Source organism: Streptomyces sp. NPDC049687, assembly GCF_044465285.1.
Classification (GTDB): Bacteria; Actinomycetota; Actinomycetes; order Streptomycetales; family Streptomycetaceae; genus Streptomyces.
Genome location: NZ_JBITLN010000004.1, coordinates 111,342 through 137,038 on the forward strand (window position 1 = coordinate 111,342; position 25,697 = coordinate 137,038).

The window sequence follows — 25,697 nt, forward strand, 5'->3', positions numbered from 1 at the left end:
GTGAGAGAGGTTCGCGCCGGGACCACTCGAACAGTCGCGCCTACAATCACATGATTCAGGCTATTCCTCGAAGCATGAGAAAAAGGCGACGTGAAAGTGTGAAGGGGTCCCGGCTCAGGATGCTGGCGTACGTCGTACCCGTACCGGTGGGACTGGCCCTCAGCGGCATACTGGTCTGGCACGCCTCCTATGCCGCTTTCTCCGGAGCGACGACGAACTCCGGGAACAAATGGACCGCCGGATCGGTCAATCTGACCAACGACAGCGGCGGCGCACCCATGTTCCAGCTCACCAACCTGGCACCCGGCGACAGCGGGTCCCGGTGCATCGCCATCACCTCGACCGCCAGCATCGCCACCGCGATCAAGATGTACACCTCCACGGCGAACCCGCCGGCCAACGACATCAGCCCCTACCTCAACATCACCGTCGAGGACGGCACCGGCGGCTCGTTCTCCAGCTGCACCGGCTTCACGCCCGCCGGAGCCACCGACTACACCGGCACGCTGGAGAACCTCACCACCACCCGCACCAACTACGCCAACGGCATCGGTCCCTGGACGCTCACCGGCAACCCGCCGGAGACCAAGACCTTCCGCATCACCTGGACCTTCAGCGCGACCGCTCCCGACACCAGCCAGGGCGGCACCACACCCAATGTGAACTTCACGTGGGAAGCCCAGTCCGCCTAGATGACCCACTCCCTCACTTCGCCCACGCGACGCCCGCCATCGCTCTTCCGAGCCGGCAGCAGAACCCGTTTCTGGCCCAGGCTCCTCACGGTGATGGCGGCACGCGTCGGACTCACCATCGTGCTCGGCCTGCTCCTGTGGGCCCACGCTCCTCCCCTGGTGCTCGGGTGGGAGGCCACCGTCGTACTGGGCAATTCCATGCGTCCCAAGCTGCTGCCGGGAGACGTCGTGCTCTATCAGCCGCTGCACGGCCGCAGACCCCAGGGCGGTCAGGTCGTCGTCGCCACCGATCCCGCACGACCGCCCCGGCTGCTCATCCACCGTGTGGCCAAAGTCCTGCGCAACGGCGACGTGATCACCGCCGGCGACCACAACGGCCGGGTCGACTCCACCCCGGTGCCACCCTCCTCCGTCCTCGGTCTGGGACGTCTGCGCATCCCCTCCCTCGGCCTGGTCGTCTCCAGCTGGAGGCAGGGCGAAATCGGCAGGCTCATCGCCCTGGCCGTCGTGACCGGCGTCACCGTGCGTCTGGCGGCCATGCCCCTGCCTGCACAGGACGGGACGGAGGCCGCCGCGGCGGCCGACCCATGACCTGCGGGCGGACGGGCTGCCCGGGAGTAGGCCAACAGGCTGTCAGGGCTTGAGGCGGGCGATCCTCAGGGTCGTGGTGGTCGGCGAGGCCCCGGTGAGGGCCTTTGCGTACGTCGGGGTCACGGGGGCGTACGCCCAGGTCAGGGAGCCGTCCTTGAGGACCGCGATATCGCCGGTGATGCGGGTGCTCACCACCTTGTCCGCACTCTGGAACTTACCCGTCCAGTCGATGAGACGCAGATGGGTGCCGGTGAAGGTGCCGGTGCAGGTGCCGTCGGCGCACTTGGCGTTCTTCAGGGACTCCCAGGACAGCAGGAGCCGGTCCTTGCCGTACGGGGCGAGGTGGACGTTGACGTTCTCCGTACCGGCGGCGGCGGTGAGGTGGAGCGCCTTGCCGGGGCCGGAGTTGCGGTTCTTCATGAAGGCGACGGCGACCTGGTGGGTGCCGGTCTTCGGTTTCACCGTCCAGCCGCGGCCGCTGGAGTCGTCCGGGTTCTTCTTGGCGGAGGCGGCCCCGCGCGAGGCGAAGGCGGTCGCGTAACGGCCGGTGGAGGACTTCACGAGGTCGCCCGTACGGCCGGGGAAGGTGCCGCCGCAGTAGCCGGCCCAGCACTGCTCGCGCTGCACGACGGGAGCGGTGTCCGGGGCGCCGATCCCCGTGGTGACGAAGAGCCCCGAGCGCCAGTCGTCGAAGCAGAGTGAGGTGAAGGCGCCGGAGGTCTCGGCGTGCAGGGCGATGCCCTCGTTGTGGCTGCACCCCCAGCTCCAACCGCCGCTCAGCTTGGCTCCCTTGGCGCTGAGGTACGTGAGCTTGTCGCCGTAGTGCCCGTCGGCGAAGCCGCCCGCGCCGTGCACGACGAAGTACGCGCCGTACTTGGTGCCGTTCCAGGTGAGCTGGCCGTCGAGCAGCGGGGCGGTGTCGTGGGAGGCGGTACCGGTGAGCTTCGTGCGGAAGGTCTGCCTTCCCTTGGTGAAGCGGACGATCGCGGCCGCCGTCTCCTTCCACTTGTTGGTGTCGGAGACGCGGGTGAGCAGCGCGAAGCCGTCGTCGTGCGCGATGAGGCCGCCGACCTCCTTGGCGCCCTTGACGACCGTGTCCGCGCCCGAGCGTTTCCCGGCGGCGGTGAGCGGGGTGACGTGGACGCCGTCGGCGGCCGGCCAGGCCACGCGCAGCGTGCCGTTCGGGGCCACCGCGGTCGCCGTCCGCGTCCACTCGCGCGTGTTGTTGTAACCGGCCGAAAGGTACGGGAACTTGGCCGTGAGGGTCACGGCGGTGCTGGTGGGGGCGAGGTTCGGGGCGACGGTCGCCGCCCCGGCGGTGGCGTACCACGCGCCGGCGAGCACTCCCGCTGCCGCGAGGGCCCCGATCGCGGGCTTGCGGGCGGCGCGGATACGGCGGTGGCGCGTCGTGCGTCGTGCAGATCTCATGGCCCGTGGTCGCCGCCGGGCGGGAGAAGGTTGCCGGGGCGGAAGGGATTTCCGGGGCGGGCCGCGTCGGCGCCTGACCATCGACTCCTCCGACGCCTACGCCCTCGCCGGCTTCTGGTCCGAGGTCCTCGCCCTGCCCGTCCACGAGGACGTCAAGCCCGGCGACGAGGAGGCGCTGGTCGAGGGCGCCGGCCTGCTCTTCGTCACCGTCCCGGAGGGGAAGACCGTCAAGAACCGCATCCATTTCGATCTCCAGCCGCAGAACCGCACCCGCGACGAGGAGGTCGAACGCCTGCTCGCCGTCGGCGCCGCGCTCGTCGCCGACCGGCGCAGTCCCGACGGCGCCGGGTGGGTCGTCCTCGCGGACCCGGAGGGCAACGAGTTCCGCGTGGAGCGCACTGCGGCCGAGCGGGAGGCCTCGGCCTCCGGCTGAGCGGCGGGCGGCCCCCGGGTGCGGTCGCCGGCGCGCGCCCGGGCCTCCGGGGCGTCGTGGGCGCGCGTCTGCTGCGCGACGGCCCGGTGAACGGGTGGTCGTCGGGGTCGAGCGCTTCCCATGCCCTCGACACGGCGTCGACGCACTCGCCGCGGTCCACGTCGGGCCCGTCGGCGCGGCCGTTGGCGGCGTTCTGGCCGGCGGCGCAGGGGTGGTGGTGCGTCAGCGTCGGAGGTCGTTCACCGGACGAAAGGAGGCGCGCGGTGTCGTCCCCCGGGCGCAGCGGCTCGGCCGCGCCCCGCGGCGGGTGGGTGCCGCGGCGGGTGTCGGTTCATCCCTGACGGTCACCGCGTCTGTTCCGTCCGCGCTCCTTGCGGCGCACCCCGCGCGGGCGGTACGGCGTCCGCAGCTCACCGACGACCGCCCCGACGTGCTCCGGATCCCCCGGCCCGCGGCCGCCCGCGCACCACCACACCGGCCGGCCCTCCGCCACGGCCGCGTGCATCCCGAGCCGGTGCTCGTCGCAGACCGGCCACACCTGCCACAGGCACTCCAGCACCGTGTCCTGGGCCGCCTCCGCGACGGCGGTGAGCACGCCGGAAGTGGTGCCGTCCGGCTCCCGGCCCAGGTCGTCGCCGTGCCAGCGGCCGTCGGGCATGGTGACGTACACGTGCTCCGACGCCTGCTCGCCGTCGGACAGCTCCTCCAGCTCTTCGGGCCACGGCGGCAGCGCCATCAGCCGCAACGGCCCTCGGCCCGGGAGCTGGGCGGTCAGATCGCGGTTGACGAGGGCCAGCGCCTCGTCCCACACCGGGTACTCGCCGGGCCGGACCTCACGGGGGCGGGGCGCGTCGAAGGGGGCGTACATACGGATCATCGTGGACCGTGCGCGCCGCGCTCGCACACCGGTTCACCGCGCGCCGACTGCCGTGAGCGTCGGCCGGGACGACATGCCCCGGCTGGACCGGTGGCGGTCACGCGTTCGGATTGAGCCCGTTCGACAGGCCGGTGTACGCCGGCTTCGCCGCGTAGCCCTCGTCGTACGGCAGTGCCGCCCCGTACCCGCTGAACGTGCCCGGCACCCACGAGTACTTGTCGGTGACGCCCCACAGGGTGACCCCGGCGCAGCGCGGCACTCCCAGGCAGTTCTCGCTCGCCGTCTTGTAGTCGGCGGACTGCTGGGCGAGTTCGGCGGAGGAGGCGGGGAGTGGGACGCGGATGTCGAGCTCGGTGACCGACACCTCGAGGCCGAGGTCGGAGAACCGCTGCAGGTTCGCCTTCATCGACGTCGGCAGCTTGCCCACCTCGAAGTGCGACTGGAAGCCGATGCCGTGCAACGGCACGCCCTGGGCGAGGAGTTGCTTCGCCAGCGCGTACAGGGCGTCGCTCTTGGCGTTGTCCGCCTCGATGTTGTAGTCGTTGATGTACAGCTTGGCGTTGGGGTCGGCGGCGTGCGCCCACTTCAGCGCGTCGGCGATGTAACCGGTGCCGAGCTTGTCCTGCCACAGCGAGCTACGCATCGAACCGTCCTCGTTGAACGCCTCGTTGACCACGTCCCAGGCGTACACCTTGCCCTTGTAGCGGCCGACCTCGGTGTCGATGTGGCTCTTGAGGACGGTGTTCAGCTCGCTCGCGGAGAAGCCGCCGTTCTTCAGCCAGGACGGCAACTGGGCGTACCAGACGAGGGTGTGGCCCCGTACGCCCTGGTTGTGGGCGGCGGCATGGGCCACCAGCCGGTCGGCGGCCGCCCAGTTGAAGCTGCCCCGGCTCGGCTCGACGGCGTCCCACTTCATCGCGTTCTCCGCCGTCACCGAGTTGAACTCCCGGTCCAGCACGGTGGTGTACGACGAGTCGGAGGTCAGCGGGGTGTCACCGACCGCCGCGCCGATCTTCACGCCGCGTCCGTCCGCGTATCCGCGCAAGGTGGTGGCGGCCGAGGCCTCGGGCGTGAGACGCGGCAGCGCGACGGCGGCCGCGGCGACCAGCGCGCCCACGACGGCGAGCGGGACGGGTCGCAGAACGCGGCGCCGACGGTGGTGGGTTATCGGTGTGGGGGGCACGGCTGCTCCTCGGGTGGGGGAGTGGGGATGCGGGTGCTTCCCCTCTGTGTCGCCGCCGAGGGACGTAGGGTTGCCGGGGAATCCGGAGGGGGACCAGTGGCGTACGGGGCGCGCGGCGGCCGATCGCGGGAGATCACCTCCGACCTCCACTACGCGGCCGCCCCGGTCGGCGCTGCCGTCCTGACCTGGACGGCGGAGCGGCACGGCACCGCCCCGGTGGCACTGGTGGCGGGCGGCGCCTGTGTCCTGGTCGCGGGGACCGCGCTGCTGTCACCGGTACGCGGCGCGGGGCGGGGGTGACGGGGCGTCATATCACCCCCAACGGGACGCAGCGTCGGCGGGTACCGGCCCTGTCCCGGGCCGTTCAGTCCTTCTGGCTGTGGGCGGGCAGCCCCGTCGCGGGGAGCAGCGCCAGCGCGAGCAGTCCGGCCGCGACCAGGTAGGCGGTGCGGAAACCCGCCGGGTCCGGCCCCGCCGCGCCCAGGACGACGGAGAGGAGCGCGGTGCCGACCGACGCGCACACCTGGGAGTTGATGCTCAGGGCCGTGCTCGCCGCGGCCATCCGGTCCTTCGGCAGGTCGCGGCTCGCCGTCGCCATCGTCGGCAGCAGCACCATCCCGGAGCCGACCCCGATCACCGCCGTCGCGCAGACCAGTCGCCAGGCGGGCACGTCCTCGGCGCCGATCTGCAGACCCGTCAGGGCCATACCGAGCGCCCCCACCGCGATCCCGGCGCGGATCAGCCGCCGCGGCGACACCCTGTCGACACTCCGCGCCGCGACCTGCATGGTCGTACCGACCGCCAGTCCGAACGGCACCCCGAGCAGCCCGGTCGCCGTGGGGCTCCAGCCGCGCACCTGCTGCCAGTACACCGGGCCCAGCAGCATCGACCCGAAGTAACCGCAGGTGAACAGCGCCAGGGTGGCGATGCCCAGGGCGAACGTGCGGTCCGCCAACAGCCCGAGGTCCAGCAGCGGGTGACGTACCGACAGCGCCCGCCTCACGAACACGGCGATCAGGGCGGCACCCGTCAGTGCCGGCACCAGGGCGCCCGGCGACGCGAAGTCGCCCCGCTCGCCGCCGTGCGCCAGTCCGAACAGCAGTAGCGCGAGGCCCGGTGAGAGCATCAGCAGCCCGAGTACGTCGAGCGGGGGCGCGGGTGCCGTGCCGCGGGGGGCGTCCGGACGCAAGAGCTTCGCGGCGAGCGCCAAGGCCACCGCTCCGACCGGGAGGTTGATCAGGAAGATCCAACGCCAGGACGTGGCGTCGAGCAACCAGCCTCCCAGGACCGGGCCGGCCACCGGGCCGACCAGGATCGGCAGTCCGAGCAGGGCCATCGTGCGGCCGTACCGGTCCCGGTCCGCGGCGCCCATCGCCATCGCCATGCCGACGGGCATCAGCAGGCCGCCGCCGAGCCCCTGCACCGCCCGGAAAGCGATCAGGGTCACCGTGGACCAGGCGCAGGCCGCGAGCAGCGAGCCGAGGGTGAAGAGGACGAGCGCGGTGAGATAGGCGCGCTTGGCGCCGACGCGTGCCATCGCCCAAGCGGTGGTCGGGATCACGGCGGCCAGCGCCAGTGTGTAGGCGGTGACCGCCCACTGGGTCGTCTGCAACGGGGCGTGGAACGCCTCCGCGAGGCTGCGCAGTGCGACGTTGACGATCGTCATGTCCAGCACCGACATCACCGAGCCGATGACGACGACGACGAGAGTGCGGTTCAGGGCGTCCGCGGAAGCGCTTCCCGGCGGCGCGTCCACGGCCCGAGGCGTTGCCATGCCGTCCGCCCTTCAGCCCTGGTAGGGGTGGGCCCGGCGCGCCGCCCGCAAGGCCCGGCCCCACCAGGTGAGTTGACCGAGCATGCCCTTGGCCGCGCCCTCGCAGACGGTGGCGTCCCGGGGCCGGCCGTCCTCGCCGAGCCCGGACCAGGGGCCGTGCAGACTGACCGAGTCGCGTACGGTCGTGGCGTGCAACTCGGCGAAGACCTGCCGGAGTTGCTCCACCGCGCGGACACCGCCGGCGAGGCCGCCGTACGAGACGAAACCGACCGGCTTGGCCTGCCACTGGGGGTGGTGCCAGTCGATGAAGTTCTTCAGCGCGGCCGGGAAACTGTGGTTGTACTCGGGCGTGACGACGACGAAGGCGTCGGCGGCGGCCAGCCGCGGTGACACCTCCGCGAGCGCCGCCGCGGCCTCGGGGCTCGCCGTGCCGCCCCAGCCGGGCATGACCAGCGGCAGATCGACGTCCGCGAGATCGACGACGTCGAGGTCCAGGTCGTCGCGGCCGGCCGCGGTGCCGAGGAACCACTCGGCCACGCGGCGGCCCTGACGGCCCTCGCGGACGCTGGCGACGACGACGGCGACCCGCAGAGGAGTCTCCTCACCGGGTGTGACGGCGTGGCTGGGCATAGGTGTGTCCCCCTCGTTCTCCCTGTGCCCCCGAAGGGGCGGGACGGCCGCTCCGTGCGGCCTCACGCCCCGAAAGTACAACGCTCGTTGTAAAAGTACAACGCTCGTTGTAAGTAGCTGGGCCATGAGTCAGGATGGGCTCGGGCAAGGACGTGAGGAGACGCAGTGGGCAGCACCAACGACGCGTGGAGGGAGGCGGCGCAACGGGAGTACTCCCCCCGCAAACTGGAGAAGTGGATCGCGATGGCGGGCGCGGCCTGCACGGTCTTCGGGCGGGAGGGGTACGCGCGCGCCTCGGTCGACGCGCTCGCCGCCGAGGCCGGTGTGTCGACGCGCACGCTCTACAACCACTTCCCCGGGGGCAAGGCTCAGCTGTTCCGCACGGTCGTCACCTGGACCTCCGGCGAGGTGAAGGACGCCCAGATCGCCCGGCTGCACGCCGTGCTGGACCCGGCGCGACCGCCTCGCCCTGAGGACCTGGAACGCGAACTCGTCGCGCTCGCCCGCGCGTTCGTCGGTCTCATGGAGGACTACCCGAACCATTTCGCGTTGGTCCGCCACATCCACGCCGAGGCCGACCACGTCCCACCGGAGGTGCTCCAGGCCTGGCGCGACGCCGGCCCGGGCCCGGCCGGCCGGGCACTCGCCGAGGCACTGGCGGGCCTGGCCGACGCCGGCCTGCTCGACCTGCACGGCGACGCCTCCCTCGCCGCCACGCACTTCATGGCCCTCGTCTCCCACACGATCGCGCAACAGTCCCACTACGGGGTGCTGCCGCTGCCGAAGGAGGAGACGGAGCGCCTGATCACCGGCGGCGTCGCGGCCTTCGTCCGGGCGTACCGCACAAGGTGAGCCCCCTGCGGACGGGGCGCATCACTCCCGTGGGCCGGATCGCTCGGTCATCCGCTCACCCCGGTGTAGCGCCCGAGGCTCCACCGCCACAGCAGGCGTGAGCCCAGGTACGCCAGCACACCCAGCAGGGGAGAGGCCGCCGCCAGCCAGTAGGGGACACCGGTGTCGTGGCCGTGGCCGGTGAGGACGGCGGCCGGGAGATAGGCGACGAACGCGAGTGGAAGGCCGTAGGTCAGCAGGCCGCCGACCGCCCGCGGGAGCACGTTCAGCGGGTAGCTGCCGAAGGTGCCGAGGAGCTCCTCCAGCCAGCGGCTCCAGTAGTCGGCGGCCGGGAAGCGCAGCGAGGCGGCGGCCACCGCCGTGAAGAGCGCCGCCTCCAGCAGCATGCCGCCCACGACCGCGGCGACCAGATACGAGACCCTGCCCGCCGTCCAGTCCAGATGGCTGCGGCCGATCGCGCCCACCATCAGGCCCGTGGCCACGGTCAGGTCGCCGATCGCGTTCGTCGGGAAGAAGGCGAGCTGGACCTGGCGGTGCACCGGCATGGGGCGCAGCAGATAGATGTCGATCTTCCCTTCCTGGATCTGCCGCCCGATGAAGTGCACCCGCCCCAGCAGCAGCACCATCAGACCGTGCGCGAGCATCCGCGTCGCCGGGATCAGCAGCACCTCCGAGCTGTCCCAGCCGCCCATCCCGGTGAACCGGGACAGCAGTACGGTCGCGAAAACGATCACCGACACCTGCCAGATCGCGCCGATCGCGATGTTCAGCAGAAACTCGCTGCGGTACTCCATCGAGGCACGGATGTTGAGCAGCGTGATGCGCCACGCGATGCGCAGGGCCTTCACCGACACCTCAGCCTCCCTGTGAGATCACGCGCTGCGCGGCCCGCCGCCACACCCACCGGGTGAACAGCGCCAGCACGACGACCCAGGCAGCCTGCACCGCCAACTGGACCGCCGCGTCGGACAGTCGGATCCGGCCGATGTACAGGGACAGCGGCACGTTCAGCGTCGCCTGGAACGGCAGGAAGCCGCTCAGCCTGATGAACCAGTCCGGGAAGAACCACAGCGGCGCGTAGACCCCGGACAGCAGGTTCTGCGCGAAGATCAGGATCAGCATCGCGGAGTTGTTGCGGATGGTGAAGAAGCACAGCTGGTCCAGGACGAGCATCACGTAGTACAGGACCCACTGGCCGAGCAGCAGACTGAGCGCGAACACCGCTGCCACGGCGGCCGACCCGGGCGGCTCGATCACCCCGGCCGCCAGACACACCACGTAGCCGCCCAGCGCCCACGCGAAGCCGTACACCTGCTCGCCGAGGGCGCGCAGGGCGTAGTAGCGCTGCGGCGGCAGCGGGCGCAGGTACCAGTAGACGATGGTGCCGTAGTACATGTGCTGGATCACGGTGTCCCGGCCCGCGAACTGGTCCAACTCCCGCAGCCGGGAGGCGAGCACGGCCAGGACCGCGTACGTGACCGCCTGGCCTTCGTCGAGGCCTGCCGAGGTGCCGGTGCGGGAGTACAGGCCGTGCCACAGGGACGCCACCAGCACCACCTGCACGACCAGCCGCAGCAGGACCGCCGTCATCCGGGGCGGGGCGTGCAGCTCGCCCAGCGGAGTGACGCGGGCGGCGCGCCACGCGCGCAACGTCGCCGTCACAGCGCCTCCGCGTGGATGTAGGCGGCCCGCATGACGTCCTCCAGATCCGCCTCGTCCAGCGCGATGTCCGTCACCTCGTACCGTTCGATGACCGACTTCAGCGCCTGGTGCACGGTCGGCGCGGCAGATCCGTCCGGGCCGAACACCACCCGGGCGCCCTCGTGACGGACCACCGCGATTCCCGGCAGCGCGGCGACCTCGGAGTGCGGATCGGCGAGCGTGGCCCGCACCTGCCAGGTGGAGCCGAACTTCCGGCGGATCTCGTCGAGGGTGCCGTCCAGTACGAGCCGCCCGTGGTTGACCAGCACCACCCGCTCGGCGAGCCGTTCCACCTCCGTCATGTCGTGGGTGGTCAACAGGACGGTACGGCCGCGCTGTTCGACCTGGTACCGGAGGAACTCGCGGACCTGCTCCTTGACCACCACGTCCATGCCGATGGTGGGTTCGTCGAGAAAGACCACGGGTGGGTCGTGCAGCAGCGCGGCCGCCAGGTCGCAGCGCACACGCTGGCCCAGCGAGAGATGCCGCACCCGGGTGTCCCAGAAGGCGGAGAGGGCCAGGAGATCGTCGAACTCCTCGAGGCGGGCGTTGTGCTCGGCCTTCGGCACCTCGTAGATGTCCCTCAGGATCGAGAACGACTCGCGCACCGGAAGGTCCCACCACAGCTGGGTGCGCTGCCCGAACACCGCCCCGATGTTGCGGGCGTTGCGCTCCCGCTCCCGGTACGGCACGACATCCGCGACGCGGGCCTCGCCGGAGGTGGGGGTGAGGATACCGGTGAGCATCTTGATGGTGGTGGACTTGCCGGCTCCGTTCGGGCCGAGCAGGGCGAGGAGTTCGCCCGCGCCCACGTCGAAGGTGATGTCGCTGACGGCGTGCTTGGCGACCCGCTCCGGGTTGACCAGGGAACGCAGCGCTCCGGCGAAGCCGGGTCGGCGGACGGTGGTGTGGAAGGTGCGGGACAGACCGCGCACCTGGATGGTGCCGCTCACTCGTTCAACCTCCAGTGGAGCGCGGCCGGCCGGCTGGGGGGCCGGCACGGCCACGGGAGAGGCTCCTCACGGTGTCGGAATGTCGATCACATGGTCAATCCATTAATCGACCAAGAGGCGGTCCGGCCGCCGGATCTCCCGGTCACCGGGTGGCCGAGAACACGAAGGAGAACTCGGCGGGCGCCACGTCCAGGAAGTACTGAGGAAGCGGACCCGGACCGCAGGACTGCGAACCGAGGCCGTGCTGGCCGTGGTCGAGGTTGACCCAGACCGTGTCGCCCGGCGTCAGATCGGTACGGTGCCGGGCGGCGTCCAACTGCTCGCTCGTCCAGCGCCGGGCGGTGAACCAGAACTCCGGGTCGCCCTCGATGCGCAGGCCTCCGAGCTCCGCCCAGCGGACGTCGGCGCGGGCGCCGTTCTCCTGGGGACGGACGTAGGGAGTCTGCATACGATCCACCGTCGACTGCCAACGGCCGACCGCCGATGCCATCCTGCTGTCCGGATACGCCTCACCGGGACCGCCGCCGAACCAGGTCACCGCGTCGGCCTCGGCCAGTCCGAAGCGCACGCCGAGCCGGGGCAGCGGGACCGTCCAGTCGCCCTCGGGCGTGACGGATACGGTCAGCCGCATACGGTCGCCGTCCGACGTCCACCTGTATACCGTCGACAGGCCCACTTCCCAGGCCGCGGGGGCCACCCGGGTGCGTACCGTCAGCGCGTCGCCCCCGAGTTCCACCGCGTCGAGGCGGTGCCGCATGCGGTGCAGGCCCAGCTTGCGCCAGAGCTCGCCGTGGCGGATGTCCGACTGCCAGGGCGCGCCGTCGTCGTTGTCGGTGGTCGCCCGCCACACGTCCAGGCGCAGGCCGGTCACCTCCACCGGGCCGATGGCGCGCAGCGCGCCCGTGCGGGCGTCGAAGGTGGCCGGGCCGAGGGTGACGATCCGCCCGTCGGCGACCGGCCCGCCGGTCGCGGCGAGGGCCGGCACCGCCCGTGCCGCGACGGGCACCTGGCCCCAGGCCACCACATGGCCGGCGGCCGCCCACGGCGTGTCCTCGGCGAGGACGGCGCGGACCGTCCAGGCCGTCTCGGCGCCGGCCGGGACGGCCGCCGGGAGCGGCGGCAGCTTCACGTCCGCCGACTCGCCGGCACCGAGCGCGGGAACCGCCAGGCCGCCCTCCGCGACCGTCTCGCCGTCGGCCTCGAACGCCCAGGTGAAGGCCAGTGCCGACAGGTCCGCGAAGTCCTGTTTGTTGGTGACGCGGACCGTGCCGTCGCCGGAGCCCTCCAGGGCGACCGGTTCGATCACCTTCTTGAACTCGACGAGGCCGGGGGAGGGGGTGCGGTCGGGGAGGACCAGGCCGTCGCAGACGAAGTTCCCGTCGTGCAGTTCCTCGCCGAAGTCACCGCCGTAGGCGTAGCCCAGCTCCGGATGCCGGATGCCGTGGTCGATCCACTCCCAGACGAAGCCGCCCTGCACCCGCTCGTGCGCCTCGAAGATCCGCTGGTAGTCGGCGAGTCCGCCGGGGCCGTTGCCCATGGCGTGCGCGTACTCGCAGAGGATGAAGGGGAGTCGGCGGCGCTTGTGCGTGCCGCCGTCCAGTCCGCGGCCGATCCGCTCGACCTCCTCGTGGGAGGCGTACATGCGCGAATACACGTCGGTGTCACGGCAGTCGATGTCGCCCTCGTAGTGCACGAGGCGCGAGGTGTCGCGGGCGTGGATCCACTCGGCCATCGCGGTCAGGCCGCGGCCGGTGCCGGCCTCGTTGCCGAGGGACCAGATCACCACCGACGGATGGTTCTTGTCCCGCTCGACCATGCGGGCGGCGCGGTCCAGGAGGGCCGGGGTCCAGCGGTCGTCGTCGACGGGGTTGTCCCGCCAGGCCTGCTCGACGAAGCCGTGGGTCTCCAGGTCGCACTCGTCGACGACCCACAGCCCGTACTCGTCGCAGAGGTCGAGGAAGGCGGGGTGGGGCGGGTAGTGGGAGGTGCGGACGGCGTTGACGTTGTGCCGCTTCATCAGCAGCACGTCCTCGCGCATGGTCTCCAGGTCCAGGGCGCGGCCGCGCTCCGGGTGCCACTCGTGCCGGTTGACTCCCTTGAAGAGGACCGGCTTTCCGTTGACCTTGATCAGGCCGTCGGCCAGCTCCACGGTACGGAAGCCGATCCGCAGCGCCACCCGTTCGCCCTCGGTGGCGAGGACACCGTCGTACAGGTGCGGGGTCTCCGCCGTCCACGGCCGCACGGGCACGGTGACCGTCGTCCCGGTCGCGACATCGATGTCCAGGACGGGTACGGTCACCCGCCCGTCGACGTCGGAGTCGACCCGCAGGGTGCCCTCGCCCGTGACGTGGTCGTAGGAGGCGTGCACGAAGAAGTCGAGCGCGCAGCCCGCCGGCCGGTGCAACAGGGTCACGTCACGGAAGATGCCCGGCAGCCACCACTGGTCCTGGTCCTCCAGGTAGGAGCCGGCCGACCACTGGTGGACGCGGACCGCCAGTACATTGCCCGCGGGCTTCAGCAGATGTCCGACCGCGAACTCGTGCGGCAGCCGTGAGCCCTTGAACTCGCCGAGGTCCGTGCCGTTCAGCCACACCCGGGCGCAGGACTCCACGCCGTCGAAGCGCAGGACCGCGCCGCCTTCCGACAGGTCGGGCCAGTCCGCCGGAAGGTCGAAGACCCGCAGATGGTCACCGGTCGGGTTCTCGGTCGGCACCCGCGGCGGGTCGACCGGGAAGGGGTAGAGGTGGTTGGTGTAGATCGGTGACCCGAACGCGCCGTCGCCCTGCAGGACCCAGTGGCCGGGGACCGTGACCTCGGCCCAGTCCCCGGCGTCGTAGCCGTCCGCGGCGAAGGAGTCGTCCTCGGCGTCCGCCGTCTGTGACAGCCGGAACCGCCAACTGCCGTTCAGCGAAAGGGATTTCGCGTCCGAGGTGGCGTACCGGGCGCGGGGCGGAAGGGCGCCGCCGCCCGGTGAGACATCCTCGACGTAATCCACGGCCGTCGTCGTGCTGGTGGTGCGGAAGGACATCTGTCTCCTAGCTCAGCCCTTGATGCCGGTCTGCGCGATCCCCTGCACCAGCCAGCGCTGGAGGAAGAGGAACACGAACAACAGGGGCAGGATGGAAATGGCGGTCGCCATGAAGATCTGGTGGAAGACCACGGTCTGGGCGGTGGTGTAGTTGGAGAGCGCCACCTGGACGGTCCAGGCGTTCGGGTCCTGGCCGATGACCAGCGGCCACAGGAAGGAGTTCCAGCCGTTGATGAAGGTGATGGTGGCGATCGCCGCGAAGAAGTTCAGCGAGTTGGGTACGACGACGCGCCAGTACGCGCCCCAGTAACCGAGCCCGTCCACGCGTGCCGCCTCCTCCAGCTCCTTGGGGAACCCCAGGAAGTACTGCCGGAACAGGAAGCAGGTGAAACCACTGAACAGACCCGGAATGATGAGGCCGCGGTAGGTGTCCACCCAGCCGAGGGACGAAACCAGCACGAAGCTGGGTACGAACGTGACGGCGGTCGGGACCATCAGGGTCCCCAGGACGGCGTAGAAGATCTTGTTGGAGTGCTTGTACGGGATGCGGGCCAGGGCGTACCCGGCGAGGGAGCACACCAGCAGGACGCCGGTGGTGTGCAGGACGGCGACGACCGCGGAGTTCCACATCGACCGGGCGAACGGCACCGATGTGTCGTTCCAGACGTCGCCGACGTTGCCCCACTCGAGGTGCGTGGGGAAGAACTTCCAGTGCTCTCCGGTGATGTCGGCGTCGGTGGAGAGCGCGTTGCGGACCAGCAGGTAGAACGGGATCAGGAAGAGCAGGGCGGCGACGCCGGTCGCGATGTAGAGGCCGGTGCTGCCCATCATGCCGTGGCTGCGGCGGGTCTTGCTCCCGCGTATCTCGGGCGTTGTGGTGGTCACTTGGACTCCTCACCCCTTCCGAAGCCCATGATCTTGCCCTGGAAAAGGGTGACGACGACGATCAGCACGGTCAGGATGACCGCGCCCGCGCTGCCGGCGCCGTAGTCCTGGTTCTCGCCCAGGGCGGTGTAGTACAGCTCGACGAGGGGCGGACGGCCCCAGGTGGTCTTGGACAGCAGGTTGTAGAACTCGTCGAACGCCTGGTAGGCGGCGATGAGCAGCAGCAGGATCACCGCGGTCGACGTGGCCCGCAGCTGGGGCAGCGTGATGTGGCGGAAGGTCTGCCAGCCCGGCTTGGCGCCGTCGATGGCGGCCGCCTCGTACAGCTCGCCCGGGATGTTCTGCAGCGCGGCCAGGAAGAGGATCATGTAGAAGCCGGACTGCAGCCACAGCCGTGCCGTGACGATGACCAGCCAGTACCAGGGCGGGTCGGGGGTGACCAGCCAGGCGATGTTGTCGACCCCGAACCAGTCGAGGACCGTGTTCGCGAGGCCGAAGCGGACCCCGTTGAAGATGGACATCTTCCAGATCAGCGCCGCCGCGACATAGGAGCACGCGGTCGGCAGGAAGAAGACCGAGCGGAAGAACGCCCGCATGAACCGCAGCCGGTTCACCAGCAGGGCGAGGCCCAGCGAGAGTGCCCAGGTGGTGGGGACGATGAAGGCGGCGAACACGGTGAAAGTGCCGAGTGAGCCGACGAAGTCGTCGTTCGTCAGCATGTACCGGTAGTTGTCGAAGCCGATGAACTTGTCCGGCGTGACGGTGAAGCGCGCGTCGAAGAAGCTGAGCCAGACGCTCCAGCCGATGGGCACGTAGATGAAGATCAGCAGCCCGACGAGGAACGGTCCGCAGAAGAGCCAGAAGTTGAAGGTGCTGTTGCCCCGCAGACCCCGCCGAGGCTTGGCCGGGGAGGCCTTCGCCGGGGCGGGGCTCGCGAGGTCGAGCTTGGTGGTCGTCGGCATGTCGTGGTCCGCCCGCCGGCCTATCCGAAGAGCTTCTTGAGCTCGCGGTTGACGGCCGTGTCCGCCTTGTCGAGGGCGGCCTCCGGGTCACCGCCCTTGCGGACGCTGTTGGCGAAGACGTCCTCGAGCGCGGTGATCATGGCCTGGGTCCAGCCGATGTTGTCGAAGTGCCCGAACTCGTTGAAGAGCTTGACGCCTTCTGCGGGCAGGCCCGACTGCAGCTTGGTGGCGGACTGGGCGATGGAGGCACGGGGCGGGATGTGGAAGCCGTAGGAGGTGGCCCAGTCCTCCTGGTACTTCTTCTGGTCGATCCACAGCCACTTGACGTACTCCTTGGCCGCTTCGACGTTCTTGCCCTTGGCGTTGACGAACATCGACCAACCGCCGTTGTAGACCGACTGCTTGCCGGAGTCGATGGTCTTCGGGAAGGGGAAGATCCCGATGTCGTCGCCGAGCGTCTGCTGGAACTGCGGCATCGCCCACATCCCGCAGAACTGGATCGCGCACAGGCCCTGGTTGAGCGCGGAGGGGTCCCAGTAGTCGGTCGGGGCGCCGAGGAGGAGGTGGCCGCTGGTGAACAACTGGCGCATCTTCTTCAGGCCTTCGACGACGCCCGGCGTGTGGTAGGCGATCTGGTTCTTGTCGTCGAGGGTGTTCGCGCCGGCCGACCAGATCATCGGGTTGATGACCGCGTGCAGGTCGTTGCCGAGGTACAGGCCCTTGACCTTGCCGGTGGTGAGCTTGGCGGCGGCCTCGATCAGCTCGTCGAGGGTCTCCGGCACCTTCACGCCGGCCTTCTCCAGCAGCGAGGGCCGGTAGAAGAAGAACTGCGGGTCGTCGATCATCCGGACGCCGTAGACCTTCCCGTCGACCGTGTGCGAGGCGATGTCGGCCGGGTTGAAGTCGTCCTTGACCGGGTCGATGATGTCGGTCAGGTCCGCCACCTGACCGCTCTTGACCATCTGGATCTGCGGGTGGAACTCGAACAGGTCGGGCGCGTTCTTGGTGAGCAGCGTCGCGAACAGCTTGTTCTCGAAGTCGGCGGCGGTGATCCACTGCGTGGTCACGTTCGCGTCCTTGTACGCCTTCGCGTACCGCTTGATGGCCTGTTCGGTGCCCTGCTCGCCGTAGGCGTGGAAGTACTGGGTCAGGCTGGTGCCGGAACTGCCGCCGCCTCTGCCGTTGTTGCTGCCGCAGGCGGCCAGCGTGCCGGCCGCGGCCATGCCCGCGGCGGCCCGGAAGAGAGAACGACGGGACCAGTTGCTGTTGCTCATTGCCGACATGCTGACGTCCTTGTCTCGAAGTGCGGCTACGGCTCCATGGCTCAGCTGCCAGGTGGCTCAAATCGGCTTGCGGAGCGGGACGTTAACCTTCGGCTAAGGCTTCGGCAAGGGGTTGGACGAAGCCTGTTCGAAGCGTTGTGATCGGTTCGGGATGGCGAACGCGAGCGGCCGGGGCGGAAGCGGGCAGGCTGATGAGGGCCGCCGGGTCAGGGTCCGGCGGCCCTCGGTTCAGGGGGTGTCGCGGCGGGATCAGCTCAGGGAAAGCCGTGGGCGAGCTCTCGGCCGGCTCGTCGTGGGGCGGGGGGAGGCCTCGGCCGGGGCGGCCGCGCGGGCGGTCCTGTCGGTGCGCGTCACCACTGCGTCCCTTCCGTCGGCGTGAAGGTGGTGCGGTTCGCTGATCTATGGCGTCGGTGCGGTACGGCTCCTTGCCGCGGTCGTGCGTCTGGTGCTCCTCTGCCCGACGGACTGCAGCGCCCCTTCGAGCGCGAACGTCGCCGCGCCCAGACAGGCGGGGTCGGTGGGGATCGGGGAGAGGACGATCCGGTTGGCGGCCAGCGGCCGTTTCAGCGCGTGCCGGGCGACGGCCTCGCGCACCTCGGCGAGGAGGGGTTCGCCGAGCCGGGCGGCGACCCAGCTGCTCAGCACGACCACCTCGGGGTTGAGCACGTTGACGAGGTTGGCGATGCCGGCACCGAGGTAACGGGCGGTGTCCCGGACCACCTTGACGGCGACGGGCTCGTTCGCGGAGACGCCGGCGGCCAGCGCGTCGATGGTGGCGGTCTGGTCGTCGGGATGCAACAGCGGGCTCTGCGGGCTGAGTTCGCGCAGGTTCTGCATGATGCCGGGCGCGCCGACGTATGTCTCCACGCAGCCGTGGTTGCCGCAGCGGCACAGCCGGCCGTCGAGCACGAGTGTGGTGTGCCCCCATTCGCCGGCGCTGTTGCTGACCCCCCGGTGCAGTCCGCCGCCGAGGACGAGTCCGGCGCCGACGCCCGTCCCCAGGTTGACCACGACCGCGTTCCCGTGCCCGCGCGCCGCCCCGAACCACAGCTCGGCGACCGCGCCGGCGCGCAGCGGATTGTCCAAGTAGAGGGGATACGCGATGTGTTCGGAGAGCAGGTCGAGCAACGGCACGTCGTGCCAGTCCCAGTTGGGCGCGTACTCGGCGATGCCGGTGTCCCGGTCCACCTGACCGGGCACGCTCACGCCGACGCCCAGCACCCGGGCCGCCTCGATTCCGGCCTGTGCGACCACCGAGCCGACGGCCGCGGCGACATGGCCGACCACCTGCTCCGGCCGGCTCTCGCCGGGTCGCATGTCCTCCTCGGCGCGACCCAGCACGTTCAGCCCGAGGTCGAACAGCTCGACATGGACGTACGTCTCGGCGATGTCGACGCCGATCAACGCGCCCCCCGACGCGTTCACGGCCACGAGGCCCCGGGGGCGGCCGCCCGCCGAGTCCTCGAACCCGACCTCCGTGATCATGCGGAGGTCGAGCAGTTCGCCGACCAGGGTGGCGACCGTGGCGAGGGAGAGCCCGGTGGCGGCCGCCAGCTCCTGCCGGGAGGTGGGTGAGGCGGCGATGATCTGGCGCAGCACCTCGTAGCGGTTCGCGGTGCGGATGTCACGTGATGTGCCGCGCTTCATCGAATTCCCTTCGCCACCCGGCACCGGTTCCGGCACCGGCGACGGGACCGGCGCGGCGACAGGCTATGGCGTGCCAGGACGTTCGACAAGGGGTTAGGAAAGGGGCTTTATAAAGTCCGGGACCAGGTGGCGGGTTCAGGCCCCCAGGACGTCCCGGACGAAGGCGTTGGTGAACTTCCCGGCCGGATCCAGCTCCCGTACCAGCTCCGCGAAGTCGCCGATCCGGGGATACCGCGTACGAACCACCGTGGCCGGGATCCCGAACACCTTCCCCCAGTGCGGCCGCGGGGAGAACGGCTCCAGCACGGCCTCCACCTCCCGCACCACCGGCAGCACGGCTGCCGTGTCCGCGACCCAGGTGAAGTGCACCGCCACCGTGTCCCGGCCGTACGCGGGGCTCAGCCACTGCTCGTCGGCGGCGACCGTCCGCACCTCGCAGGTCTGCAGGACACGGGAGACCGTCTCCCGGATCCCGTCGATCGCATACAGCATTCCGGCAGCGGCCGACCGCGGCAGCAGATACTCGCTCTGCAGCTCCTCCCCGCTGCTCGGCGTGAACTCCGCCCGGAAGTGCGGCAGCCGCTCGTGCCACGGCCCCGGCACCCCGAACTGCTCCGTGCAGTTGACCGCCGGCATCCCCGGCACCGGATGCAGCGCCTCCGCGGCGGGCGTGGCCCACGGGAAGACGGCGAGGGGCTGGTCGGTGCGCCGCTTCAGCCACACCTGCCGGAAACCGGGCGCACCCCAGTCGGTGAACAGGCTCACGCTGTACGCGGCCGACGCCACCGCCTCGAAGTCCAGCCCTTCCAGGGGCAGCTCGGTGAACAGGTGCTGTTCGACCTCGTAGCCGGGTTCCAGGTCCAGGGTGAGCGCGGTGACCACCCCGAGGGCGCCCAGGGAGGTCACGGCCCCGTCGAAGCGCCGGTCGTCGCGCCCGATGACGAGGGTCGAGCCGTCCGCCGTGAGGAGCTCCACCTCCCGCACGGAGGAGGCGAGCGACCCGTTGCGCACCCCCGACCCATGGGTGCCGGTCGCCACCGAACCGGCCACGGAGATGTGCGGGAGGGACGCCATGTTCGGCAGCGCGAGCCCGTGCTCGTGCACCCGCCGGGCCAGTTCCGCGTACCGCACCCCGCCGCCGACCCGCACCGTCCGGGCCGCCGTGTCGACGTCGATCTCGGCCGGCAGCGCACCGAGGGACAGCAGCACCCCGTCGGCGCCCGGCTCGGCGAGCGTGTTGAAGGAGTGCCCGCTGCCCAGCACCCGTACCCGCCCGCTTCTCGCCACGAGGGCGCGCAGCGCGTCGGGCGAGTCCGGCCGGCGCAGTTCCCCGGCGGTGAAGGTGATGTTGCCCGCCCAGTTGCGCCACGGCCGCCCGCCCGCCGTCCCGTGCCGCCCCGCCTCGTGCTGCCCGGCCCCGTCCGTCACGGTCCCGCCCATACGACTGCCCGCCCCTCCGAGGAGATCGACCACCCTGAATGCCCTGGTCGAACCTACCCTGCCCGCAACACGAGGCCCCCGCCCCCACCCCCCTGCCCACGGGGGCATACCGTGAGGAGTCGTACGCCTGAGCCGGGAGGAGAGACGGATGGGCAGCCGTACCGCGCTGGTCGAGGATCTGATGGAGCGGTTTCCGCATGTGCCGCGGGAGGCCGTCTTCAAGGAGGACCTGCTGCGCGGGGGAGTGGCATTCGACGCCTCGGCCCTCAGCGACAACGAATCGGGCGAGGTGAAGCCGAAGTCGTACTTCATCTTCTCCTTCGACCACGGCACCCTGCCGGAGCTGGGCGAGGCCGCGCTGCGCCGCCCGCCGGAGGAGATCATCCTCACCGGAGGACCGTACGACCTGCGGCGGACCGTCGTGTCCGTGCGGGTGAACCCGTCCTCGCCGTACCGGGTGGCGGCGGACGAGGAGGGGCTCCTCGGTCTCTACCTCGACGGGAAGCGCATCGCCGACGTCGGTGTGCCGCCCATGCCCGAGTACTACCGGCACACGCTGTCCAACGGGAAGTCGGTGATGGAGGTCGCCCCGACCATCCAGTGGGGCTATCTGATCTATCTGACCGTCTTCCGGGTCTGCCAGTACTTCGGCGCCAAGGAGGAGTGCCAGTACTGCGACATCAACCACAACTGGCGCCAGCACAAGGCCGCCGGTCGACCGTATACGGGAGTCAAGGACGTCGAGGAGGTGCTGGAGGCCCTCGAGATCATCGACCGGTACGACACCGCGAAGGTCTCCACCGCCTACACCCTCACCGGCGGCGCGATCACCAAGACGGTCGCCGGGCGCGACGAGGCCGACTTCTACGGCCACTACGCCAAGGCCATCGAGGAGCGCTTCCCGGGCCGCTGGATCGGCAAGGTGGTCGCCCAGGCGCTGCCGCGCGACGACGTGCAGCGGTTCAAGGACTACGGCGTGCAGATCTACCACCCCAACTACGAGGTGTGGGACCGGCGGTTGTTCGAGCTGTACTGCCCGGGCAAGGAGCGGTACGTCGGCCGCGACGAGTGGCACAAGAGGATCCTGGACTCGGCCGAGGTGTTCGGCGCGCGCAACGTCATCCCCAACTTCGTGGCGGGCGTGGAGATGGCCGAGCCGTTCGGATTCACCACCGTCGACGAGGCGATCGCGTCGACCACCGAGGGCCTGCGCTTCTTCATGTCCCACGGCATCACGCCCCGCTTCACCACCTGGTGCCCGGAGCCGACGACCCCGCTCGGCAAGGCCAACCCGCAGGGCGCGCCGCTGGAGTACCACATCCGTCTCCTGGAGGCCTACCGGGCCACGATGGACGACTTCGGGCTCTCCTCGCCCCCCGGCTACGGCCCGCCCGGGCCCGGCCGCGCGGTGTTCTCCGTGAGTTCCTTCATGGACTCCCTTCCGGCGCGGGACACGGCGGCCGTATAGTCCCGGCACCGCCATTGAACACAGGGCGGTCCGCGTCCGTACCAGAGGGTGGGGAAGGGCGCGGCCGCCTGTCCAGACGTCCTGACATGACATCTGAACAGGGCGCTTGTCAGTTGTGTGAGTAACGTGAAATCCTCGGTCTCTGCCGCGAGGTTCCCCCCAACCCCATTGCCGTCATGGTGAGTTGACCTCGCATTTGAATGCAGGAGACCCATGCCCGACCTGCCGACCCCCAAGGACGCCGCCGAGGCAGCGCTGTTCTCCGAGTGCTGGGACGCCGTCCTGTCGTACGCGGACCTGTGCACCTCCGGCTCGACCGCGGCCAACCAACTGGCCCGTGAGGCGTTCGCGCTCGGCATACAGGAGGCCCGCGCCGCCGAGGACGGTACCGCACGAGGCGCGGGCCGCCGCTCGTCCCGGCTGCCCCGGATCCCCATGCTGCTCACCGCCGTACGCACCACGGCGGCCGCCTGGGAGACCCAGGGACAGGGTCATAAACTCGACCCCGATCTGCGGCTGTGGCTCAACTCCGACAAGGCCTGGCGGTACACCGGCCCGCCGTTGCGCCGCCCCATCGCCCTGCGCGGACTGCGCGACATGGGGGAGGCGGACGCCACCCTGCTGTGGCTGGCGGAGGTGGAGGCGCTGCCGCTGCGTTCCGTCGTGCGCCGGCAGGGCCTGGACCCGGACGCCTCCGTGGAGGAACTCAACGCGGTGCGCGGCCTGTTCCGGGACCGCTGCCACCGCAACCATCTCGACACGCCGATGAGCGCGGAGTGCCGCTCCTACGTCCGGCTGCTCGACGCCGTCACCCGCTCGCCCGGCGCCGAGACCCCCGAAGACCTCTCCCGGCACCTCGCCACCTGCGTCGAGTGCGCGGAGGCCGCGGCCTGTCTGCGGCTGCACGGCGGCGGACTGCCCGCCGCGCTGGCCGGCGGGGTCATCGGCTGGGGCGGCCTCGCGTACCTGGAGCGCCGCCGCCGGGCCGCCGAGGTCCGCCTGGGCGGGGGACGCCCCGACACGCCGGACCCTCAGGGCGAGGCGGAGCGTGCCGTCGCGAGCAGGGCGCGACTGAGACGCAACGGGCTGCTCGTCGCCGCCGTCCTGGTCTCGGGGCTGGCGCTCGCCGCGTCGCTGATGCCGTTCGGGGGCGACGACATGGACACCGGTGCGCAGGGTGCCCCCACGGACAGCACCCCGGTGGCCGGCCCCGGCTCCCCACGGCCTTCCGCCACTCCCGAGACCTCCGCCCTGCCGTCCTCCGCGTCCCCGGCTCCCTCCGGCAGCGACTCGCCGAGCGCGAGCGACCACGAGAAGCCCGACCCCGAACCCCAGGGCACCACCTCGTCCACCGCGGGCACCCGCGAGAGCTCCGACGCGGCCGCCTGCGAGGTCCGCTACGAACTCGTCAATCAGTGGCCCGACGGCTTCCAGGCCACCGTGACGGTCACCTCCGCCGTCGCCCTGGACTCCTGGCGGGTCGCCTGGTCCTTCGAGGACGGGCAGAGGGTCGATCAGATGTGGGACGCGAGCGTCGCACAGCACGGCACCCGGGTCACCGCGACGGCCGCCGACTACAACCGGTCCGTGGCCGCCCACGGCACCCTCAGCTTCGGCTTCCTCGCCTCCTGGCAGGACACGAACACGGCACCGTCCGGGTTCACGCTCAACGGGCGGAAGTGCGCGGGTTCCTGACGACGGGGCAACCGCCCGGGGCGGGCGTCACACGACGGGGCGACCGGCGCTGTCCGTGTGTCCCGCCTGGCTGGAGAACTTGTTCACGAACACGTCGTACCGGCCGTCCGGGCGCTGGGTGAGCGTCGCGCCGTCCTGCCAGATCCCGTTCTCCGGCGACCACTGGGAACCGGCCGGATCGCCCTGGTTCTGGTGGATGTTGTGCATCCCGAGGTCCCCCTCGGGGTCGTCGTCGAACGGCTCACCGAAGACGAGCGTGGGCCGCCCTTCCACCAGGATCGCCTCCAGCGCGGTGGCGGCGTCGATGTTGGAGCCCGCGTGCCACGGCCGGGAGCCGAACAGGTCGAGGAGGTCCTGCAGCCAGGACGGGGGACGGCGCTGGAACAGGACACCGGACCGGTCCACCAGTTCCGGATGGCGCAGGAAGTCCAGGGCGCCGGAGTCCGGAGAGGGCCCGAGGTCGTGGCAGCCCGGACCGAGCGCCGGGACCGGCCCGAGAGCGTCGGCGTCCAGCGTGAACGCCTTCCACTGCACCCCGACGTTGGACTTGTGGCTGTCGACGTCGACGGCGCACCGGTAGCGCCCGTCGGGCGCGTCCACCTCCACATGGACGTGGAACCAGCGGCCCTGGTCGTCCGGCCGGTCGCGGTAGTGACGGTACAGAGTCCCGGACAGCACGCCGTAGCGTTCAAAAGGCATTCCGCCAGTGAACCACCCGGGACCACGCCGCGCGGTGCCGCCGTGACGGTCCGTACGGGTGTCGGCCGCGGAAGAAAACCGTTGGCGTCCGCCCGTGCGCCTCCCTAGCCTTACGGAGTCCTGGGAACGCAGGAGAAAGGGAGGTGCGACCGATGACTGTCACCGACACGGGTGCTGCTCGCCGCAGCCAGACGATCGTCCACTCCACCTCCGCGGTCCCCGGCTGACCTTTTCCTTCTTCTTTCGTCTCTTCGCGCCCGTGAGCGCCGCCGGGGCCGCCCTGTGAAGGGTTCCCCTTGCCTCATTTCCTCTCTTCGGCTTCGTCGCACCCTCTCGCCGCCCACGGCTGGGACGAGGGCTGGGCGGCCGAGTTCGCCCCCTACGCCGAGCAGGGTCTCCTGCCCGGCCGTGTCGTACGGGTCGACCGCGGCCTGTGCGACGTCGTCACCCCGGCCGGAACGGTCCGCGCCGACACCGAGTTCGTCGTCCCCCACGACCCGATGAAGGTCGTCTGCACCGGGGACTGGGTCGCACTCGATCCCGAGGGTGCCGACCCGCGGTACGTACGGACGCTGCTGCCGCGCCGTACCGCCTTCGTCCGCTCCACCTCCTCCAAGCGGTCCGAGGGGCAGATCCTCGCCGCCAACGTCGACCACGCCGTGGTCGCGATGTCCCTGGCCGTCGAACTCGACCTCGGCCGCGTCGAACGGTTCCTGGCGCTGGCCTGGGAGTCCGGCGCGCAGCCCGTCGTGGTGCTCACCAAGGCCGACCTGGTGCCCGACCCTGCCGCCCTGGCGTATCTCGTCCAGGACGTGGAGACCACCGCGCCCGGCGTCGCTGTGCTCACCGTCTGCGCACACGACGGCGAGGGCGTCGAGGAACTCGCAGCGCTCCTCGGACGGGGCACGACCGTGCTGCTCGGGGCGTCCGGAGCGGGCAAGTCCACGCTCGCCAACGCGCTCGTCGGCGCGGACGTGATGGACGTCCGGGCCACCCGTGACCTGGACGGCAAGGGGCGGCACACCACGACCACCCGCAATCTGCTGCCGCTGCCCGGCGGGGGCGTCCTGATCGACACTCCCGGGCTGCGCGGGGTCGGCCTCTGGGACGCCGGCAGCGGGGTCGGGCAGGTCTTCTCCGAGATCGAGGAGCTCGCCCGGGGCTGCCGGTTCCACGACTGCGCGCACGAGTCCGAACCGGGGTGCGCGGTGCTCGCCGCCGTGGAGGACGGCGAACTGCCCGTGCGACGGCTGGAGAGCTACCGCAAACTGGTCCGGGAGAACCAGTGGATCGTCGCCAAGTCCGACGCCCGGATGCGGGCCGGAGTCCGCCGGGACTGGAAGCGCAGGAAGGCGGAGGGCCGGGCGGCGGGGGACGCCAAGCGGGGGCGGGGGCCGTGGCAGCCGGCACCTCCCCGGTGACCTGGTGCGGGCCCCCACCCCGGTGACCGGTCCGCGCCCACCGTGACGTCCGATT

23 protein-coding genes are annotated in these 25,697 nt (G+C 70.9%); 8 read left to right on the plus strand and 15 right to left on the minus strand.

Going from position 1 to position 25,697, the window contains the following annotated elements; genetic code table 11:
• Positions 1-119 precede the first annotated feature (119 nt).
• Together ACIBVL_RS14845 and ACIBVL_RS14850 are read left to right on the plus strand one after the other, a co-directional pair.
• Positions 120-692 carry a hypothetical protein gene (locus ACIBVL_RS14845; protein ID WP_399097498.1) on the plus strand — a complete coding sequence of 191 codons (573 nt, stop codon included), beginning with the start codon at positions 120-122 and terminating at the stop codon, positions 690-692.
• Between the two features lie 93 nt (positions 693-785).
• Positions 786-1,283 carry a signal peptidase I gene (locus ACIBVL_RS14850; protein ID WP_399097500.1) on the plus strand — a complete coding sequence of 166 codons (498 nt, stop codon included), beginning with the start codon at positions 786-788 and terminating at the stop codon, positions 1,281-1,283.
• Between the two features lie 42 nt (positions 1,284-1,325).
• Here ACIBVL_RS14850 and ACIBVL_RS14855 read toward each other — a convergent pair whose 3' ends face one another.
• Positions 1,326-2,711 carry a hypothetical protein gene (locus tag ACIBVL_RS14855; protein ID WP_399097502.1) on the minus strand — a complete coding sequence of 462 codons (1,386 nt, stop codon included), beginning with the start codon at positions 2,709-2,711 and terminating at the stop codon, positions 1,326-1,328.
• Positions 2,712-2,784: 73 nt separating this feature from the next.
• Between ACIBVL_RS14855 and ACIBVL_RS14860 the strand changes: the two genes are divergently transcribed.
• Positions 2,785-3,144, plus strand: a complete 360-nt coding sequence (locus ACIBVL_RS14860; RefSeq protein WP_399097917.1) for a VOC family protein — start codon at positions 2,785-2,787, stop codon at positions 3,142-3,144.
• Positions 3,145-3,475: 331 nt separating this feature from the next.
• On the opposite strand, the gene ACIBVL_RS14865 is transcribed toward ACIBVL_RS14860, so the two are convergent.
• Together ACIBVL_RS14865 and ACIBVL_RS14870 are read right to left on the minus strand one after the other, a co-directional pair.
• Entirely contained in the window at positions 3,476-4,012 is a 537-nt protein-coding gene (locus tag ACIBVL_RS14865; RefSeq protein WP_399097504.1) for a hypothetical protein, read from the minus strand.
• 106 nt (positions 4,013-4,118) lie between these two features.
• Positions 4,119-5,204: an endo-1,4-beta-xylanase gene (locus tag ACIBVL_RS14870; RefSeq protein WP_399097506.1), complete on the minus strand. Its 1,086-nt coding sequence runs from the start codon at positions 5,202-5,204 to the stop codon at positions 4,119-4,121.
• A 96-nt stretch (positions 5,205-5,300) separates the two neighbouring features.
• Here ACIBVL_RS14870 and ACIBVL_RS14875 point away from each other — a divergent pair, with 96 nt between their 5' ends.
• The gene (locus tag ACIBVL_RS14875; RefSeq protein ID WP_399097508.1) at positions 5,301-5,504 is read left to right on the plus strand and encodes a hypothetical protein; all 204 of its coding nucleotides are present in this window, start codon (positions 5,301-5,303) and stop codon (positions 5,502-5,504) included.
• A 64-nt stretch (positions 5,505-5,568) separates the two neighbouring features.
• On the opposite strand, the gene ACIBVL_RS14880 is transcribed toward ACIBVL_RS14875, so the two are convergent.
• Together ACIBVL_RS14880 and ACIBVL_RS14885 are read right to left on the minus strand one after the other, a co-directional pair.
• Entirely contained in the window at positions 5,569-6,978 is a 1,410-nt protein-coding gene (locus ACIBVL_RS14880) for a DHA2 family efflux MFS transporter permease subunit (protein ID WP_399097510.1), read from the minus strand.
• A gap of 12 nt (positions 6,979-6,990) precedes the next feature.
• Complete coding sequence (locus tag ACIBVL_RS14885; RefSeq protein WP_399097512.1) at positions 6,991-7,608, minus strand: NADPH-dependent FMN reductase; 618 nt, start codon at positions 7,606-7,608, stop codon at positions 6,991-6,993.
• Positions 7,609-7,773: 165 nt separating this feature from the next.
• Between ACIBVL_RS14885 and ACIBVL_RS14890 the strand changes: the two genes are divergently transcribed.
• Positions 7,774-8,460: a TetR/AcrR family transcriptional regulator gene (locus tag ACIBVL_RS14890; RefSeq protein WP_399097514.1), complete on the plus strand. Its 687-nt coding sequence runs from the start codon at positions 7,774-7,776 to the stop codon at positions 8,458-8,460.
• A gap of 47 nt (positions 8,461-8,507) precedes the next feature.
• Here the strand turns inward: ACIBVL_RS14890 and ACIBVL_RS14895 are convergent, their stop codons facing one another.
• The 9 genes from ACIBVL_RS14895 to ACIBVL_RS14935 form a co-directional block, all read right to left on the minus strand.
• Positions 8,508-9,308 (minus strand): ABC transporter permease, encoded by an 801-nt coding sequence (locus ACIBVL_RS14895; protein ID WP_399097918.1) that lies wholly within the window; start codon positions 9,306-9,308, stop codon positions 8,508-8,510.
• A gap of 7 nt (positions 9,309-9,315) precedes the next feature.
• Positions 9,316-10,110 carry an ABC-2 family transporter protein gene (locus ACIBVL_RS14900; protein ID WP_399097919.1) on the minus strand — a complete coding sequence of 265 codons (795 nt, stop codon included), beginning with the start codon at positions 10,108-10,110 and terminating at the stop codon, positions 9,316-9,318.
• An 8-nt stretch (positions 10,111-10,118) separates the two neighbouring features.
• Positions 10,119-11,114: an ATP-binding cassette domain-containing protein gene (locus ACIBVL_RS14905; RefSeq protein ID WP_399097516.1), complete on the minus strand. Its 996-nt coding sequence runs from the start codon at positions 11,112-11,114 to the stop codon at positions 10,119-10,121.
• Positions 11,115-11,256: 142 nt separating this feature from the next.
• Positions 11,257-14,142 carry a glycoside hydrolase family 2 TIM barrel-domain containing protein gene (locus tag ACIBVL_RS14910; protein ID WP_399097518.1) on the minus strand — a complete coding sequence of 962 codons (2,886 nt, stop codon included), beginning with the start codon at positions 14,140-14,142 and terminating at the stop codon, positions 11,257-11,259.
• Positions 14,143-14,154: 12 nt separating this feature from the next.
• A complete protein-coding gene (locus tag ACIBVL_RS14915) occupies positions 14,155-15,027 on the minus strand; it encodes a carbohydrate ABC transporter permease (RefSeq protein ID WP_399097520.1) in 873 nt (290 codons plus the stop codon).
• The gene (locus tag ACIBVL_RS14920; protein WP_399097522.1) at positions 15,024-15,989 is read right to left on the minus strand and encodes a carbohydrate ABC transporter permease; all 966 of its coding nucleotides are present in this window, start codon (positions 15,987-15,989) and stop codon (positions 15,024-15,026) included. The genes ACIBVL_RS14915 and ACIBVL_RS14920 overlap by 4 nt, the downstream gene beginning before the upstream one ends.
• 20 nt (positions 15,990-16,009) lie before the next feature.
• Positions 16,010-17,272 carry an ABC transporter substrate-binding protein gene (locus tag ACIBVL_RS14925; RefSeq protein ID WP_399097524.1) on the minus strand — a complete coding sequence of 421 codons (1,263 nt, stop codon included), beginning with the start codon at positions 17,270-17,272 and terminating at the stop codon, positions 16,010-16,012.
• A 399-nt stretch (positions 17,273-17,671) separates the two neighbouring features.
• Complete coding sequence (locus ACIBVL_RS14930) at positions 17,672-18,919, minus strand: ROK family protein (protein ID WP_399097526.1); 1,248 nt, start codon at positions 18,917-18,919, stop codon at positions 17,672-17,674.
• A gap of 135 nt (positions 18,920-19,054) precedes the next feature.
• Positions 19,055-20,359 carry an FAD-binding protein gene (locus ACIBVL_RS14935; RefSeq protein WP_399097528.1) on the minus strand — a complete coding sequence of 435 codons (1,305 nt, stop codon included), beginning with the start codon at positions 20,357-20,359 and terminating at the stop codon, positions 19,055-19,057.
• 148 nt (positions 20,360-20,507) lie between these two features.
• Between ACIBVL_RS14935 and ACIBVL_RS14940 the strand changes: the two genes are divergently transcribed.
• Together ACIBVL_RS14940 and ACIBVL_RS14945 are read left to right on the plus strand one after the other, a co-directional pair.
• A complete protein-coding gene (locus ACIBVL_RS14940; RefSeq protein WP_399097530.1) occupies positions 20,508-21,827 on the plus strand; it encodes a radical SAM protein in 1,320 nt (439 codons plus the stop codon).
• A 213-nt stretch (positions 21,828-22,040) separates the two neighbouring features.
• On the plus strand, positions 22,041-23,522 hold the full coding sequence (locus ACIBVL_RS14945; RefSeq protein ID WP_399097532.1) for a cellulose binding domain-containing protein: 1,482 nt from the start codon (positions 22,041-22,043) through the stop codon (positions 23,520-23,522).
• Positions 23,523-23,549: 27 nt separating this feature from the next.
• Here ACIBVL_RS14945 and ACIBVL_RS14950 read toward each other — a convergent pair whose 3' ends face one another.
• Complete coding sequence (locus ACIBVL_RS14950) at positions 23,550-24,221, minus strand: DUF2278 family protein (RefSeq protein ID WP_399097534.1); 672 nt, start codon at positions 24,219-24,221, stop codon at positions 23,550-23,552.
• A 296-nt stretch (positions 24,222-24,517) separates the two neighbouring features.
• On the opposite strand from ACIBVL_RS14950, the gene rsgA reads away from it, so the two are divergent.
• The gene (rsgA, locus tag ACIBVL_RS14955; RefSeq protein ID WP_399097536.1) at positions 24,518-25,642 is read left to right on the plus strand and encodes a ribosome small subunit-dependent GTPase A; all 1,125 of its coding nucleotides are present in this window, start codon (positions 24,518-24,520) and stop codon (positions 25,640-25,642) included.
• Positions 25,643-25,697: the final 55 nt, after the last annotated feature.